General features: G+C 65.0%; 14 protein-coding genes. 3 read left to right on the forward strand and 11 right to left on the reverse strand.

Annotated features, from left to right (window positions below):
* Position 1: 1 nt before the first annotated feature.
* The gene (gene adhP, locus Q0687_RS16110; protein WP_298878390.1) at positions 2–1,027 is read right to left on the reverse strand and encodes an alcohol dehydrogenase AdhP; all 1,026 of its coding nucleotides are present in this window, start codon (positions 1,025–1,027) and stop codon (positions 2–4) included.
* A 128-nt stretch (positions 1,028–1,155) separates the two neighbouring features.
* Positions 1,156–1,566 (reverse strand): DUF2000 family protein, encoded by a 411-nt coding sequence (locus Q0687_RS16115; RefSeq protein ID WP_298878391.1) that lies wholly within the window; start codon positions 1,564–1,566, stop codon positions 1,156–1,158.
* Between the two features lie 200 nt (positions 1,567–1,766).
* Between Q0687_RS16115 and Q0687_RS16120 the strand changes: the two genes are divergently transcribed.
* Complete coding sequence (locus Q0687_RS16120; RefSeq protein ID WP_298878395.1) at positions 1,767–3,584, forward strand: CYTH and CHAD domain-containing protein; 1,818 nt, start codon at positions 1,767–1,769, stop codon at positions 3,582–3,584.
* Positions 3,585–3,660: 76 nt separating this feature from the next.
* Here Q0687_RS16120 and Q0687_RS16125 read toward each other — a convergent pair whose 3' ends face one another.
* The 9 genes from Q0687_RS16125 to Q0687_RS16165 all read right to left on the reverse strand — a co-directional run bounded on the left by Q0687_RS16125 (position 3,661) and on the right by Q0687_RS16165 (position 11,122).
* Entirely contained in the window at positions 3,661–4,050 is a 390-nt protein-coding gene (locus tag Q0687_RS16125; RefSeq protein ID WP_298878397.1) for a DUF4189 domain-containing protein, read from the reverse strand.
* 228 nt (positions 4,051–4,278) lie between these two features.
* Positions 4,279–5,883 (reverse strand): molybdopterin-binding/glycosyltransferase family 2 protein, encoded by a 1,605-nt coding sequence (locus Q0687_RS16130; RefSeq protein ID WP_298878399.1) that lies wholly within the window; start codon positions 5,881–5,883, stop codon positions 4,279–4,281.
* On the reverse strand, positions 5,880–6,581 hold the full coding sequence (locus Q0687_RS16135) for an XdhC family protein (RefSeq protein ID WP_298878401.1): 702 nt from the start codon (positions 6,579–6,581) through the stop codon (positions 5,880–5,882). The genes Q0687_RS16130 and Q0687_RS16135 overlap by 4 nt, the downstream gene beginning before the upstream one ends.
* Before the next feature lie 2 nt (positions 6,582–6,583).
* Positions 6,584–6,907 (reverse strand): XdhC family protein, encoded by a 324-nt coding sequence (locus Q0687_RS16140; protein WP_008564652.1) that lies wholly within the window; start codon positions 6,905–6,907, stop codon positions 6,584–6,586.
* A gap of 11 nt (positions 6,908–6,918) precedes the next feature.
* Complete coding sequence (locus Q0687_RS16145; protein WP_298878408.1) at positions 6,919–8,121, reverse strand: VWA domain-containing protein; 1,203 nt, start codon at positions 8,119–8,121, stop codon at positions 6,919–6,921.
* Positions 8,122–8,248: 127 nt separating this feature from the next.
* Positions 8,249–9,154 (reverse strand): MoxR family ATPase, encoded by a 906-nt coding sequence (locus Q0687_RS16150; RefSeq protein ID WP_298878409.1) that lies wholly within the window; start codon positions 9,152–9,154, stop codon positions 8,249–8,251.
* Between the two features lie 60 nt (positions 9,155–9,214).
* On the reverse strand, positions 9,215–10,021 hold the full coding sequence (locus tag Q0687_RS16155; RefSeq protein WP_298878410.1) for a xanthine dehydrogenase family protein subunit M: 807 nt from the start codon (positions 10,019–10,021) through the stop codon (positions 9,215–9,217).
* A 30-nt stretch (positions 10,022–10,051) separates the two neighbouring features.
* Positions 10,052–10,537: a (2Fe-2S)-binding protein gene (locus tag Q0687_RS16160; protein WP_057748873.1), complete on the reverse strand. Its 486-nt coding sequence runs from the start codon at positions 10,535–10,537 to the stop codon at positions 10,052–10,054.
* A 138-nt stretch (positions 10,538–10,675) separates the two neighbouring features.
* On the reverse strand, positions 10,676–11,122 hold the full coding sequence (locus tag Q0687_RS16165; protein WP_298878414.1) for a carbon monoxide dehydrogenase subunit G: 447 nt from the start codon (positions 11,120–11,122) through the stop codon (positions 10,676–10,678).
* Between the two features lie 182 nt (positions 11,123–11,304).
* On the opposite strand from Q0687_RS16165, the gene Q0687_RS16170 reads away from it, so the two are divergent.
* Together Q0687_RS16170 and pcaD are read left to right on the forward strand one after the other, a co-directional pair.
* Positions 11,305–12,660 (forward strand): 3-carboxy-cis,cis-muconate cycloisomerase, encoded by a 1,356-nt coding sequence (locus Q0687_RS16170; RefSeq protein WP_298878415.1) that lies wholly within the window; start codon positions 11,305–11,307, stop codon positions 12,658–12,660.
* 35 nt (positions 12,661–12,695) lie between these two features.
* A complete protein-coding gene (pcaD, locus tag Q0687_RS16175) occupies positions 12,696–13,478 on the forward strand; it encodes a 3-oxoadipate enol-lactonase (protein WP_298878417.1) in 783 nt (260 codons plus the stop codon).
* The last annotated feature ends 87 nt before the right edge of the window (positions 13,479–13,565 follow it).

Raw genomic sequence — 13,565 nt, forward strand, 5'->3', positions numbered from 1 at the left:
ATTAACCGAAGTCCAGCACCATGCGGCCGTCGATCTTGCCGGCCTTCATGCGATCGAACACCTCGTTGATTTGCGAGAGCGGCACCTTCGTTACCTCGGCCTTCACCTTGCCGTCGGCAGCGAACGCAATGGCCTCGTCGAGATCCCTGCGAGTCCCGACGATGGAGCCGCGCACGGTGATGCGCTTGAGCACGACATCGAAGATCGGCGTCGGGAATTCGCCCGGCGGCAAGCCGACGAGGCTGACCGTCCCCTTCCGGCGCACCATCTTCAGGGCCTGGGCAAAGGCTGCAGTCGAAACCGCCGTCACCAGCACGCCATGCGCGCCGCCGCCGGTTGCCGCCAGCACCTTGTCGACGGCATCGCCTGCGAGCGCGTTGACCGCAAGATCAGCACCGGTCTCGCGGGCGAGCGCGAGCTTGTCCGCGGCGATATCGATCGCCGCGACCTTGAACCCCATCGCCTTGGCGTACTGGATCGCGACATGACCGAGCCCGCCGACGCCCGAAATCGCAACCCACTCGCCGGGCCGCGCGTCGGTTTCCTTCAAACCCTTATAGGTGGTAACACCGGCGCAGAGGATCGGCGCAACCGCCGCGAAGTCGACCGTTGCCGGCAGCCTTGCCGCGAAGGCCACCGAGGCGATGACATATTCGGCAAAGCCGCCGTTCACGCTATAGCCGGTGTTGTGCTGGTGCTCGCACAACGTCTCCCAGCCGGTCTCGCAATATTCGCACGACATGCAGGCATCGTGGAGCCAGGCGACGCCGACGGCATCGCCGACCTTCAGATTTTTAACGCCGGGCCCGAGCGCCGCGACGATGCCGGCAGCTTCATGGCCGGGAATGAACGGCGGCACCGGCTTCACCGGCCAGTCACCGGAGGAGGCGTGCAGATCGGTGTGGCAGACCCCGCAGGCCTTCACCTTGACCAGAACTTCGCCGGGGCCGGGCTGCGGCACCGGTACGTCCTCAATCACGAGCGGCTTGCCGAATTGCTTGACAACAGCGGCTTTCATGGTCGGCATCGATCTGCTCCATTGCATTGCGAGGAGCAGACTAGCGATGCCGCGCAACTCTCCCTTGATTGGAGTCAAACAGCCCAAGTTTATTGGTCGCGCAGCGCGCGCGGCGCAGCGCAAGAGCGCGCGCGGCGTCAGCTATGGAACTTCAATCCATCGACGATCTTGTCGATCACCTTCCGCTCGGCGCGTATCGCGATGCCGACGAGATCGAGATCGCCGCGCGCGACCGCCTTCACCGCCGCACGATTGGCAGCATCATGCCTGGTCTTGAACATGTCCTCGGTATAGACCGCCGGCGTGACGTTGCGCGTGAGCGCGCGATCGAGTGCGCGCGACAGCGCCGGACCATCGGCGCCATAGATCAGGATCGGTTGGCCGATCAGCGCAAGATACTTCGTGGACGATGCGTCCTCATAGGCATCGCCGATACATTCCGGAAACGCGGCAGCGACGCCGCTCGTCAGGAATGACGCAACGTTGAGCTTCTGCCAGGCCTCGAGGTCGTTGCGAATGACAACGGCAATCTTGGTATCGAACTGCATGAACTCTCCCGCGCACATCCAAGCGTCTGGAAAGAAAAAGAAATTCCAAGCGCTCCCGCCATTTATGGAAACGTAGCGCGGATTGTCCAAACGATCACAGCACAGAAATTTCAATGCGGGATGCGTCGGCTACGCTTCTCCCCGCAGTTGAAGTCGGATATACCTCGGTGTCTTGTCACTGAACTGTCATAAAGCCGCGAATGTCCGAAGTCGACGCCATCAAGCGAGCCCTCGAACCGGTGCGGCGTCTTGCCGGGTCAAACAATCAACACAGCGCGATCAAGCACGTTGCGGCTTCCGGCACGGAACTAAAGCCTGGTTCCGAAATCTCCGACAAGGGGCCCGCGCGCAGCGGACCCTCTCCCGCGGATCTGCCTGCTGGTGAGATTCACGCCGAGACGACGGCGCCAGGCGTCTCGTCCGGCGATGTTGCGCCTCACGCGAGCGAAATCGAACTCAAGCTGCTCGTGGCTTCCGATCGTCTGGCGGATTTCAACGATGCACCTGTTATCGCCGCGAATGCACGCAACAAGGGAACCCGAAAGCATCTCAAGGCGGTCTACTACGATACGCCCAAGCGCGCGCTTCGGCGTGAGGGATTCAGCTTCAGGGTCCGCCAGAGCGGCACGCGATTCACGCAGACGGTAAAAACGGAATCCAGCAACGATCCGCTGCGCCGCGGCGAGTGGGAGGCGGCGGTGCCATCGATGGCGCCCGATATCGCGCTGGCCATGCCGCTGGTTTCGGACAAGCTGCGCGCCGACCTCGAGCGTCACCCGGTCGAAGCCGTCTTCAGCAGCGACATCCATCGGCATCAGCGCCTGGTCGATTTGCCGTCCGGCACCATCGAGATTGCCTTCGATCAGGGCCAGCTGACGTCAGGCGACCGCACGCAGCCGGTTAGCGAGATCGAGCTGGAATTGAAGAGCGGCAGTCCGTCCGCGATCTGGGAGCTCGCGCTGCGGCTTGCCGAGCATGGTCCGGTGAAACCGTCGATCCGAACCAAATCGGCGCGCGGATTCGATCTCGCGGCCGATGCGCCGCCGCGGGCGCCGAAGCCGCCAAAACTTCGGCTCGACCCGTCGATATCGCTCGACCAGGCCTTCTCCGAGATCCTGCGATCCTGTCTGCTGCATTTGCTGCAGTCCTTGCCTGCGGCCGAGGACGGTCGCGACCCCGAGGGCATGCATCAGCTTCGCGTTGCGCTGCGCCGCCTGCGCTCCGCGTTTGACCTGATGCGGTCGGTGGTGTCAGTGGCCAAGCTCGACCTGATGCGCGCTGAAGCAAAGTGGCTTGCGGGAAGTCTCTCGGGCGCGCGTGACTGGGACGTGTTCCGGCAGGACACGTTGCGCACGGTTGCGGATGGCTGCCCGTCGGTCGCAGGCTTCGACGCGCTGGGCGCGCTCGCCGACGAACGCCGCGCGAGCTGCTACGAGGCGGCTCGCCTCGCCCTCGCCGACCGCCGTTGCCAGTCTTTCGTGATCGGGCTCGGCGCCTGGATCGAAGCGCGGGGCTGGCGCAGCGACGTAACGCCCGAAGGCCTGGCGCAACTGGCGGAGCCGGCGATCAACTTCGCCCGCAATATCCTGTCGACGCAGCATGCCAAGGTGCTGAAGCGCGGCCGCAAGTTCAAATCGCTGCCGACGGAGGAGCGTCACCGCGTCCGTCTCGCCGCGAAGAAGCTGCGCTATGTCGCCGACTTCCTGCTGCCGCTCTGCGGGCATGCCAAATCCGCAAAGCGCTTCTCGCGCAGGCTGACAGACCTTCAGCAGGAGCTTGGCGTCTACAACGATATGGCAACGACGACCTCACTGCTTGCAGATGTCGATGCCGGCTCGACCGGAAGCGGCATGGCCGCGGCAGCGATCGCGGGTTGGCAGGCCCACGCCATGGTCGGCGTCGAGGCTCGCCTGCTCAAAGCCTGGTCGGAATTCACCGGGGCCAAAGTGCCGTGGTCGGTGGATCCGCCCGAGCAGCCGATCAAGCTGGTGTCATCAAACGCGGGATGGCTGCGCTAGCCTCCAAGGCCGCGCCAGCCCTTGAAGGCTGCGCCAGCCGTTGAAGGCTGCGCCAGCCCTTACTCAACCCTCGTGCTCAGCCCTTGGCGTCACAGGCCCAGGCACGGATCACGCATTCCTTGCCGCCATATTTGTAGCATTCACGGGTGGCGGCGTTCAGCGAGGCCGAGATCTTCGGCTTCACGGCGTAGCCATAGGCGCCACAGGGGTTGGTCATGTCGACCGACATGGCCGCACAGGCCCGCTTCATCGTCACCGTCGTGCAGTCGCCCTTGCACTGCTTTTGAGCGGCGGCACGCGCCTCGTGCTCTGCGCCGTAATCATAGGCCTGGCCATAGGCGCCGCATTTGCCGACGGCAAATGCTCCGGCCGCATGGGCTTCGGTGATATGACGGGCACCGGCGACGCAGACCGACAGCGCAAAGAAAAGCATCGCGCAACGACGCGCGACCAAGTTCGAAATCATGGAAAAGCCCCTCACCCCCAAGGCAGGTGGAGAGGACTCTAAGCGGGGACCGTTTCCAGATGGTGAACGAGGCGTTGAAATTGGTGATCCGGAATGTGTCGCGACGGAAACAATACCGTACGGTGGGCAAAGCGTAGCGTGCCCACGATCAACTCTCCGAACTGCGAGATCGTGGGCACGGCGCTGCGCGCCTTTGCCGACCCTACGGCACCGTCGCGTACAGCATCATCAGCCGCGTCTCGCCGCTTCCAACGCCTGCGGCGTGTCGATGTCCAGGAAAGCGCCTTCGCCATCAACAGGCACTTCAGCAACCGCTTCCGTATGCTTGGCGATCAGGTGCCGCGCGCCGACGTCGCCGTCGAGCGTCATCAATTCCCTGAAGAAGCGGCGCGACCACAGCACGGGATTGCCGCGGCGGCCCTCGCTGACGGGCACGACGATGAGATTGCCACGATCCGGCGCAAAGCTGTCGATCAGGCGATCGATCAGGCCGGCATCGATCAGCGGCATGTCGCCGAGGCAAACCACGGCACCGTCGCTGGCGTCGGACACGGCCGCGATGCCTGCCTTGACCGAGCTTGCGATGCCGCCGGCGAAATCCGGGTTCTTGACGAATTTCACCTTCAGGCCCTGCAGCGCCTGCTCGACCAGCTCGGTCTGATGGCCGGTGACGACGATCACCTCGGATGCTTTCGACGCGAGCGCCTGTTCGGTGGCGATCCGCACCAGCTTCTTGCCATCGAGCTCGGCGAGCAGCTTGTTCGGTCCGCCCATGCGGGTGGAGCGCCCCGCTGCGAGCACGATGGCGGCGACCCGACTGTTGCCCTCGATCTCCGGCTTGGCGCGCGGCTGCGGCCGCGTGACGATCTCCATCAGGAGGCCGCCGACGCCCATGCCCATCAGCTCGGAGCGCGTCACCTTGATGCCGGCGAGCAGCCGCATCAGCACCCAGTCAAAACCGTTCTCGACCGGCGAGCGCGCGCAGCCGGGCGCACCAAGCACCGGCACGCTGCCTGCGCGCGCGATCAGAAGCAAATTGCCGGGATCGACAGGCATACCGAAATGCTCGATCTCGCCGCCGATTCCGGTCACCGCGGCCGGAATCACATCGCGCCGGTCGGCGATCGCCGATGCCCCGAACACGATCACGAGCTCGGCGCCGAGCGCGAGCAATTCCTTGATAGCAGCCGAGAGCGCGTGCTCGTCATGCTGCACGCGCCGCTCGGCGATGATCGCGGCGCCCGCCGGCGCCAGGCGCTCGGCGGTGACGCGCAAGGTCTTGTCGACCACCTTCGAAGAGAGCCCCGGCAGCAACGTCGAGACCACGCCGACGCGCTTGACCACGTAAGGCGCGATTTTCAGCACGTCCTTGCCGGCCGCCTTCACCGCGGCATTGCGCAAATCTCCCTCAACGCCGAACGGGATGATCTTGACCGTGCCGACCATCTCGCCTTCGACCACCGGCTTGTAGGCGGAGAGCGTGGCAAAGGTGATGGCTTCATCGATGTTGTTGATGCGGTCGACCGCGGCGCGGTCGATCACCAGCACGCCCGGCTGCGCGGCAAACAGGTTGGCGCGGCCGGTGAAGGCGCGCTCGACATGGATGCCCTCGCCGCCGATCGCAAGCGCGATGCTCGCGGCGGCAACATCCTCAGAAACGTCTCCCGCCTCCATCCGCACCACGACGATGTCCTTGATGCCGGCGCGCTCGAGCTGCTCGATCTCGGCAGGCCCGATGGTCGTGCCTTTCTTCAGCACCAGCGATCCCTGGCGCAGGGTGTGGACGGTCACTCCGCCGATCGCATCCCTGGGGCTCGCGGGGCCGAATTTCATGCCGCTTTTTCTTTTTGTTTGGGCGGCAACCGAAGCACCGCCGTGATCTCGGCCATGATCGCCACCGCGATCTCGGACGGCGAGACCGCGCCGATCGCCAGCCCAATGGGCGCATGGATGCGTGCGATGTCGCTTTCCTTTGCGCCCTGCGCCCGCAGCCGGTCGCCGCGCTTGGCATGCGTCTTCCGCGAGCCGAGCGCGCCGATATAGAAGCAGTTGCGCTCGAAGGCGTGCAGCAGCGCGGGATCGTCGATCTTCGGATCATGCGTCACCGCAACGAAGGCTGTGTAGGCATCGACATTGAGCGGCGGCAGCGCCGTATCCGGCCATTCGGCGATCAGCGGAATGTCCGGGAAGCGCTCCGGGCTTGCAAAGGCCGTGCGGGGATCGACGACGGTGACGTCGTAGCCGAGCGAGCGCGCCAGCGGCGCGAGCGCCTGGCTGATATGGACCGCGCCGACGATGACGAGCTTTGCGGTCGGCGCGTAGACATTCAGAAACAGCCTCTTGCCGCCGGCCTCGACATTGGCGCTCTTGCCCATGCGAAGCTGCTTGTCCAATTCCGCGCGCAGCGGATCCTTGGCGAAATCGGCAGCCTTCACCAGGCGCTGCTCGCCGCTCTCGGTGTCTGTCACCAAAATCACCGGCCGGCGCGCGGCGCGCTCGGCATTGAGTTCGTGCAGGATTGAGAGTTTCACGGTCAGCCGACCTTCTCGACGAAGACGCGGATGGTGCCGCCGCAGGACAGTCCGACGTTCCAGGCGGTCTCGTCGGCGACGCCGAACTCCAGCATCTTGGGCTTGCCGCTCTCGATCACGTCCATCGCTTCAGTGACCACGGCGCCCTCGACGCAGCCGCCGGAAACCGACCCCAGGAACGTGCCCTCGTCGTTGATGACGAGGCTCGAGCCCGCCGGGCGCGGGGCCGAGCCCCAGGTCTCCACCACGGTTGCCAGCGCGACGCCACGGCCGGCCTTCTGCCAGTCCTCCGCCGCCTTCAGAATATCCTCGTCGCGATCGAGCATGGCTTGGCCTCTCAGGCTGCGGAGCGGATCAGGCTGCGGTGATGGGGCGGCAGCGGCCGGGAGAGCGTGGTGATCAGCTCCTGGATCGAACTCAAATTATGTACCGGGCGGAATTCGTCAACGTGCGGAAGCATCATTTTGATGCCCTGGGCCTTGGCCTCGAAGCCGCCAAACCGCAGCAGCGGGTTGAGCCAGATCAGCCGCCGGCAGGAGCGGTGCAGCCGGTCCATCTCGAAAGCGAGCCTGGAATCGGCCTCCCGCTCCAGTCCGTCGGAGATCAAGAGCACGATGGCGCCCTGGCTCAGCACCCGCCGTGCCCACAATTTGTTGAAGTTGTGCAGCGAGGCCGAAATCCTCGTGCCGCCGGCCCAGTCTTCCACCGCCGCCGAGCAGCTCGCCAGCGCCTCGTCGGGATCGCGTTGGCGCAGCGCGCGCGTCACATTGGTGAGCCGGGTGCCGAACAGGAACACCGAGACACGCTTGCGCGCATCGCCAATGGCGTGAAGGAAGTGCAGGAACAGGCGGGTGTACTCGCTCATCGAGCCGGAGATGTCGAGCAGCGCCACGATGGGGGCCGGCTTCTCGATCCGCCCGAGGCGATGGATGTCGATGATATCGCCGCCGGTGCGTAAGGATGCGCGCAGTGTGCGGCGCATGTCGAGCCGCAGGCCACGTCGGTCGGGCTGGTGCCGGCGCGTCAGCAATTCCGCCTGCGGCAGCCGCATCATCTCGATGGCGCGGAGCGCCTCCGCGATCTCGGCGGCGCTCATTTGCGCAAAATCCTTTTTCTGGAGGATCTCCTTGTCGGAGACCGAGAGGCGCAGATCCTGCTCCTGATGCTGCGGCGTCTCCGTCATCTTGGGCTGCGACATCGCCTCCTGAACGCGACGCGAGCCGGCCTGCGGCTTCTTCTTGGCCTGATCCGGCAGCGGCACCGAATCCAGCAGGTGCTTCCATTCTTCGGAAGGCCGGAAGAACAGGTTGAAGGCCTGCTTGAAGATCAGCGCATGCTCATGGCGCTTGACGAAGATCGCCTCCAGCGTGGTGAAGACGTCCGCACGGTTGCCGATGTCGATCACCTGTAGCGCGCTCATGGCATCGATGACGGCGCCAGGGCCCACCGGCATGCCGGCCGAGCGGAGCGCGCGGGCAAAGCCGACGATGTTGTCGGCGAACTGCTCGGTCTTTTCAGGCGCGAGGTGGTTGATGGCCATGGTCTCGTATCCATCCTCTCGTCATTCCGGGGCGATGCGCAGCATCGGACCCGGAATCCATTCGTCCACCGTCATGACTGCACAATGGATTCCAGGTTCGCGCTGACGCGCGCCCCGGAATGACGAGCTAGTCGCTCGTCGCGTCCTTCAGCACCTTCTGCAAGGTGTCGCCCTGCATCCGCGTGATGTCGTCCTGGTACTTGAGCAGCGCACCCAGCGTGTCGCCGACCACTTGCGGGGTCAGCGAGCGGGCATCGAGCTCGGACAGCGCGGTGGCCCAGTCGATGGTTTCGGCGACACCGGGCGACTTGTAGAAGTCCTGGTTGCGCAGCGCCTGCACGAAGCGCACGACCTGCTGCGACAGTTTTGCCGAGATGCCGGGCACGCGCGTCTTGACGATCGCGAGCTCGCGGTCCGCGGCGGGATAGTCGACCCAGTGATAGAGACAGCGCCGCTTCAGGGCGTCGTGAATCTCGCGCGTGCGGTTGGACGTGATGATGACGATCGGCGGATGCGGCGCCTTCACGGTGCCGAATTCGGGGATCGTCACCTGGAAGTCGCTGAGGATTTCCAGGAGATACGCCTCGAACGCCTCGTCGGCACGGTCGAGCTCGTCGATCAGTAGCACCGGGGGGCCTGCGACATCAGGCTCCAGCGCCTGCAGCAGCGGCCGCTTGATCATGTAGCGGTCGGCGAAGATGTCGCTCGACAGCTGCTCGCGATCGGTGTCGCCGGCGGCTTCCGCCATCCGGATCGCGATCATCTGCGCGGCGCTGTTCCACTCATAGACCGCGGAGGAGACGTCGAGGCCCTCGTAGCACTGCAGGCGGATCAGCTTCCGCCCCAGAGCGGCCGAGAGGACCTTCGCGATCTCGGTCTTGCCGACGCCGGCCTCGCCTTCCAGGAACAGCGGCCGCCCCATGCGCAGCGAGAGATACGTCACCGTCGCCAGCGACCGCTCGGCCAGATAGCCGCGCGACGTCAAGAGTTCGAGCATCGCATCGACCGATGCCGGCAGGGTCGCTGAAGTCATGAAAAAGCCAGTCTCGCTACGCCCTCACCGGGACAAGTTTGGCCGAGGCGTGAGGATCCCTCACCCTTTGGCATTGGCGGCATCGAGGGCGCGCCGGGTCAGCACGCCGATCAGATGCGCGCGGTATTCGGCGCTGCCGTGAATATCGCTGTTCAGCCCTTCCGCCGGCACCTCGATGCCTTCGATCGCCTTCGACGCAAAGCGCTTCTTCAGCGCTTCCTCGAACGCCTCGACGCGGAACACGCCGTCCGAACCGGCACCGGTGACGGCGACGCGCACGTCCGATGGACGCCGCGCCACGAACACACCGACCAGCGCGTAACGCGAAGCCTGATTGCGGAACTTGATGTAGGCGGCCTTCTTCGGCAGCGGGAACATCACCTTGGTGATGATCTCGTCGGCTTCGAGCGCGGTCGAGAACAGGCCCTGGAAAAACTCCTCGGCCTTGAGGCGGCGCTTGTTGGTGACGATGGTGGCGCCGAGCGCGAGGACGGCGGCCGGATAGTCCGCTGTCGGATCGTTGTTGGCTAGCGAGCCGCCGATCGTGCCCTTGTGACGCACCGCGGGATCGCCGATCTGGCTGGCGAGATTGGCAAGCGCCGGAATGGCTTCACCGACGATGGCCGAGGTCGCGACCTCGGCATGCTTGGCGGTGGCGCCGATCACCAGCGACCGGCCCTTCATCTCGATCGTGTTCAGCCCCTCGATGTGAGAGAGGTCGACCAGATGCGGCGGGCTGGCGAGCCGCTGCTTCATGACCGGAATCAGCGTGTGGCCGCCGGCGACCAGCTTGGCGTCTTCGTTCTTCACCAGCAGATTGGCGGCCTGCCGGACGGTCCCGGGGCGATGGTATTTGAATTCGTACATGAGGGTGTCCTGATCGCGGAGGGCGCGCGGTTACGCGAGATCGGATTTCGCCATCGCCTTGGCGCCGGCGGCGATCGAGGCGACGATGTTCTGGTAGCCGGTGCAGCGGCAGAGATTACCTTCCAGCTCTTCCCGGATCGTATGGTCGTCGAGCTCATGGCCCTTGCGGTGCACGATGTCGATCGCGGTCATGATCATGCCGGGCGTGCAGAAGCCGCATTGCAGGCCATGGTGCTCGCGGAAGGCTTCCTGCATCGGATGCAGCGGCGCGCCGTCGGCGGCCAGTCCCTCGATGGTCTTGACCTCGTGGCCGTCGGCCATGACGGCCAAGGTGGTGCATGACTTCACGGCCTTACCGTCGAGATGCACGACGCAGGCGCCGCACTGCGAGGTGTCGCAGCCGACATGGGTGCCGGTCAGGCGCAGATTCTCGCGCAGGAACTGCACCAGAAGCGTGCGGGGATCCACATTGCCGGTAACAGGATTGCCGTTCACGATGAGGGAGATTTTTGCCATAAGCACTCTCTATCAGCGCCCCAACGGGTCCCGTCGAAGCGGTTCTTTCTTATAATTATTCCAACCCATCATATGGGCCATTATGGCCGGGGGCAATATTGCCCCAAGCGCAAGGCGCCATGACGAAACGCTAGAGCCTCAGCCCTGTACCGCCTTGACGAAGTTCGCGAAAAATTCGTCCGCCAGCTTCTTGGCGGTGCCGTTGATCAGACGCTGCCCGAGCTGCGCCAACTTGCCGCCGATCTGCGCCTCGACGTCATAGGAGAGCAGCGTGCCGCCATCCTTCTCGGCGAGCCTCACGGCGGCGCCGCCCTTGGCAAAGCCGGCCACCCCGCCCTCGCCTTCGCCCGAGATCTTGTAGCCGTTTGGCGGGTCGAGATCCGAGAGCATCACCTTGCCCTTGAAGCGCGCCGAGACCGGGCCGACCTTCATTTTCGCGGTCGCACGAAAGCCGCCGTCCTCGGTCTTCTCCAGCTCCTCGCAGCCGGGGATGCAGGCCTTCAGCACCGCGGGATCGTTGAGCTTCTCCCAGACGGCCTCGCGCGGCGCCGCAAGCTGGACTTCGCCGTTCATCGTCATGGCCATGGGCTGCCTCCGGGATCGCAAAAGGTGGGGATGCTCAAGTAACGCAGGGAGGCCGCAAAGAAAAGGGTACCCCACGGTCACGTGGAATGCATATTCGCACCTGCAAAAAGTCTTGTGCTGATCGTCAGGGATTGGCAGAGCCGGGGCATGGTGATTAGGTCGCTATCCAGGACTTGCGCAACATGAGCACAGCCCTCTCCCCCCTGCTTGCGCCGATGCTGTCGAGCGCAGCCATGCGCGCCGTCTGCGACGACCGGACCACGCTGCAAAACATGCTCGATTTCGAGGCAGCCCTGGCCCGTGCCGAAGCCGCCACAGGCGTGATTCCTGCAGCCGCGGTGGGTCCGATCGCAACCGCCTGCAAGGCTGATTCCTTCGACATGGCCGCCCTGGCCGAGGCTGCCACCCGGTCGGGCAATCTCGCGATTCCGCTGGTCAAGATGCTGACCGCCAATGTCGGCAAAGCCGACAGCGATGCCGCGCGCTACGTGCATTGGGGCGCAACCAGCCAGGACGTCATCGACACCGCGACCATGCTGGCACTTCGTGCCGCAATCGATGCGCTCGATGCCGACCTCAGCCGCGCCATCAAGGGCTTTGCCGCGCTCGCGCGCGCCCATCGCAACACGGCGATGGTGGCGCGGACCTGGCTCCAGCACGCGCTGCCGATGCCATTCGGCCTCAAGGCCGCTGAATATGCATCGAGCCTCGCGCGGGCCCGCTGCCGCCTTCGGCGGCTCCGCCGCGAGGGCCTCGCGTTGCAATTCGGCGGCGCCGCCGGCACGCTCGCCGCACTCGGCGACGAGGGGCTCGCGGTCGCCGAACGGCTGGCGCAGGAGTTGAACCTGCCGCTGCCCGAGGCGCCCTGGCACACCCATCGCGACCGTATCGCCGAGGCGGCATCAAGCTTTGCGATCCTTGCCGGCAGCTGCGGCAAGATCGCGCGCGACGTCTCGCTGATGATGCAGACCGATGTCGGCGAAGCGTTCGAGCCGGCCGGCGAAGGCCGCGGTGGCTCCTCGACCATGCCGCACAAGCGCAATCCGGTCGCGGCCGCAAGCGCGCTCGGCTGCGCGACCATGGCCCCGCAGCTCACAGCTACGATTCTTGCCGCACAGGTGCAGGACCACGAGCGCAGCGCCGGGCCCTGGCATGCGGAATGGCCCACGCTGCCGCAATTGATGCTGGTCACATCAGGCGCGCTGGCCGCCATCGTCGACATCGCCGAAGGCCTCGAGGTCGATGCCGCGCGCATGCGCAGCAATCTCGATACGACGCACGGGCTGATCATGGCGGAAGCCGTCACCTTTGCGCTGGCCGACAAGATCGGCAAGAGCGAGGCGCATCACCTGATCGAGGCCGCGAGCAAGCGCGCGGTCGCCGAGAAGAAGCACCTGCGCGACATTCTCGCCGCCGATTCGCAGGTCACTGCGCATCTGACGCCTGAGAAAATTGCGGCATTGTTAGAGCCGATGGCCTATCAAGGAGCTTCTCAAGCTCTGATCGACCGGCTGCTCGACAGCCTCGAGCGCGAATAGAGCAGCCCCGAGCGAAAGTAACACGGAGACGCCGCATGCCCATGATCGATGCCGACGGTTGCCTGATCAACGTCTCCGTCGAGGGCCGCGACGGCGGGCCGACCTTGATGCTCTCGAACTCGCTCGGCTGCACGCTGCAGATGTGGGAGCCGCAGATGAAGGCGCTGACGCAGGTGTTCCGCGTCATCCGCTACGATCGCCGCGGCCATGGCAAGTCCAACGTCCCGCCCGGCCCCTATACGATGGAGCGCTTCGGCCGCGACGTGCTCGCGATCCTCGACGATCTCAACATCGAGAAAGTGCATTGGTGCGGCCTGTCGATGGGTGGCATGGTCGGGCAATGGCTCGGCGCCAACGCGCCTGAAAGATTCGGCAAGCTGATCCTCGCCAACACCTCCTGCTACTATGCCGAGCCGACCAGATGGCTGGAGCGCATCGACGCCGTGAAGAAGGGCGGCATCGCAGCGGTCGCCGATGCCGTGATTGCCGGCTGGCTGACCCAGGATTTCCGCGAGCGCGAGCCTGACATCACCGCCAGAATGAAAGCGATGCTGCTCGCCACACCCGTCGAGGGCTATCTCGCCTGCTGCGAAGCGCTGTCGACGCTCGATCAACGCGCGCTACTGCCTGACATCAAGAGCCCGACGCTGGTGATCGCCGGCCGCCATGACCAGGCAACCCCGATCTCGGCGGGCGAGCTGATCCGCTCGAACATTCCCGGCGCCAGCATGACCATCATCGATGCCGCTCACATTTCCAATGTCGAGCAGCCGCACGCGTTCACCGACGCGGTGGTGGGATTTTTGACGCAGCGGTAGCAGCACCGCCCGTCATTCCGGGGCGATGCTAAGCATCGAACCCGGAATCTCGATCCGCATTTCATTCATTTCGAGATTCCGGGTTCG

Source organism: uncultured Bradyrhizobium sp. (assembly GCF_936928535.1).
Taxonomy (GTDB): domain Bacteria; phylum Pseudomonadota; class Alphaproteobacteria; order Rhizobiales; family Xanthobacteraceae; genus Bradyrhizobium.

Bases quoted from the DNA above. Each gene is read 5' to 3' on its own strand.
- adhP (WP_298878390.1), bottom strand. From the start codon at position 1,027: ATGCCGACCATGAAAGCCGCTGTTGTCAAGCAATTCGGCAAGCCGCTC.
- Q0687_RS16115 (WP_298878391.1), bottom strand. From the start codon at position 1,566: ATGCAGTTCGATACCAAGATTGCCGTTGTCATTCGCAACGACCTCGAG.
- Q0687_RS16120 (WP_298878395.1), top strand. From the start codon at position 1,767: ATGTCCGAAGTCGACGCCATCAAGCGAGCCCTCGAACCGGTGCGGCGT.
- Q0687_RS16125 (WP_298878397.1), bottom strand. From the start codon at position 4,050: ATGATTTCGAACTTGGTCGCGCGTCGTTGCGCGATGCTTTTCTTTGCG.
- Q0687_RS16130 (WP_298878399.1), bottom strand. From the start codon at position 5,883: ATGAAATTCGGCCCCGCGAGCCCCAGGGATGCGATCGGCGGAGTGACC.
- Q0687_RS16140 (WP_008564652.1), bottom strand. From the start codon at position 6,907: ATGCTCGATCGCGACGAGGATATTCTGAAGGCGGCGGAGGACTGGCAG.
- Q0687_RS16145 (WP_298878408.1), bottom strand. From the start codon at position 8,121: ATGGCCATCAACCACCTCGCGCCTGAAAAGACCGAGCAGTTCGCCGAC.
- Q0687_RS16150 (WP_298878409.1), bottom strand. From the start codon at position 9,154: ATGACTTCAGCGACCCTGCCGGCATCGGTCGATGCGATGCTCGAACTC.
- Q0687_RS16155 (WP_298878410.1), bottom strand. From the start codon at position 10,021: ATGTACGAATTCAAATACCATCGCCCCGGGACCGTCCGGCAGGCCGCC.
- Q0687_RS16160 (WP_057748873.1), bottom strand. From the start codon at position 10,537: ATGGCAAAAATCTCCCTCATCGTGAACGGCAATCCTGTTACCGGCAAT.
- Q0687_RS16165 (WP_298878414.1), bottom strand. From the start codon at position 11,122: ATGGCCATGACGATGAACGGCGAAGTCCAGCTTGCGGCGCCGCGCGAG.
- Q0687_RS16170 (WP_298878415.1), top strand. From the start codon at position 11,305: ATGAGCACAGCCCTCTCCCCCCTGCTTGCGCCGATGCTGTCGAGCGCA.
- pcaD (WP_298878417.1), top strand. From the start codon at position 12,696: ATGCCCATGATCGATGCCGACGGTTGCCTGATCAACGTCTCCGTCGAG.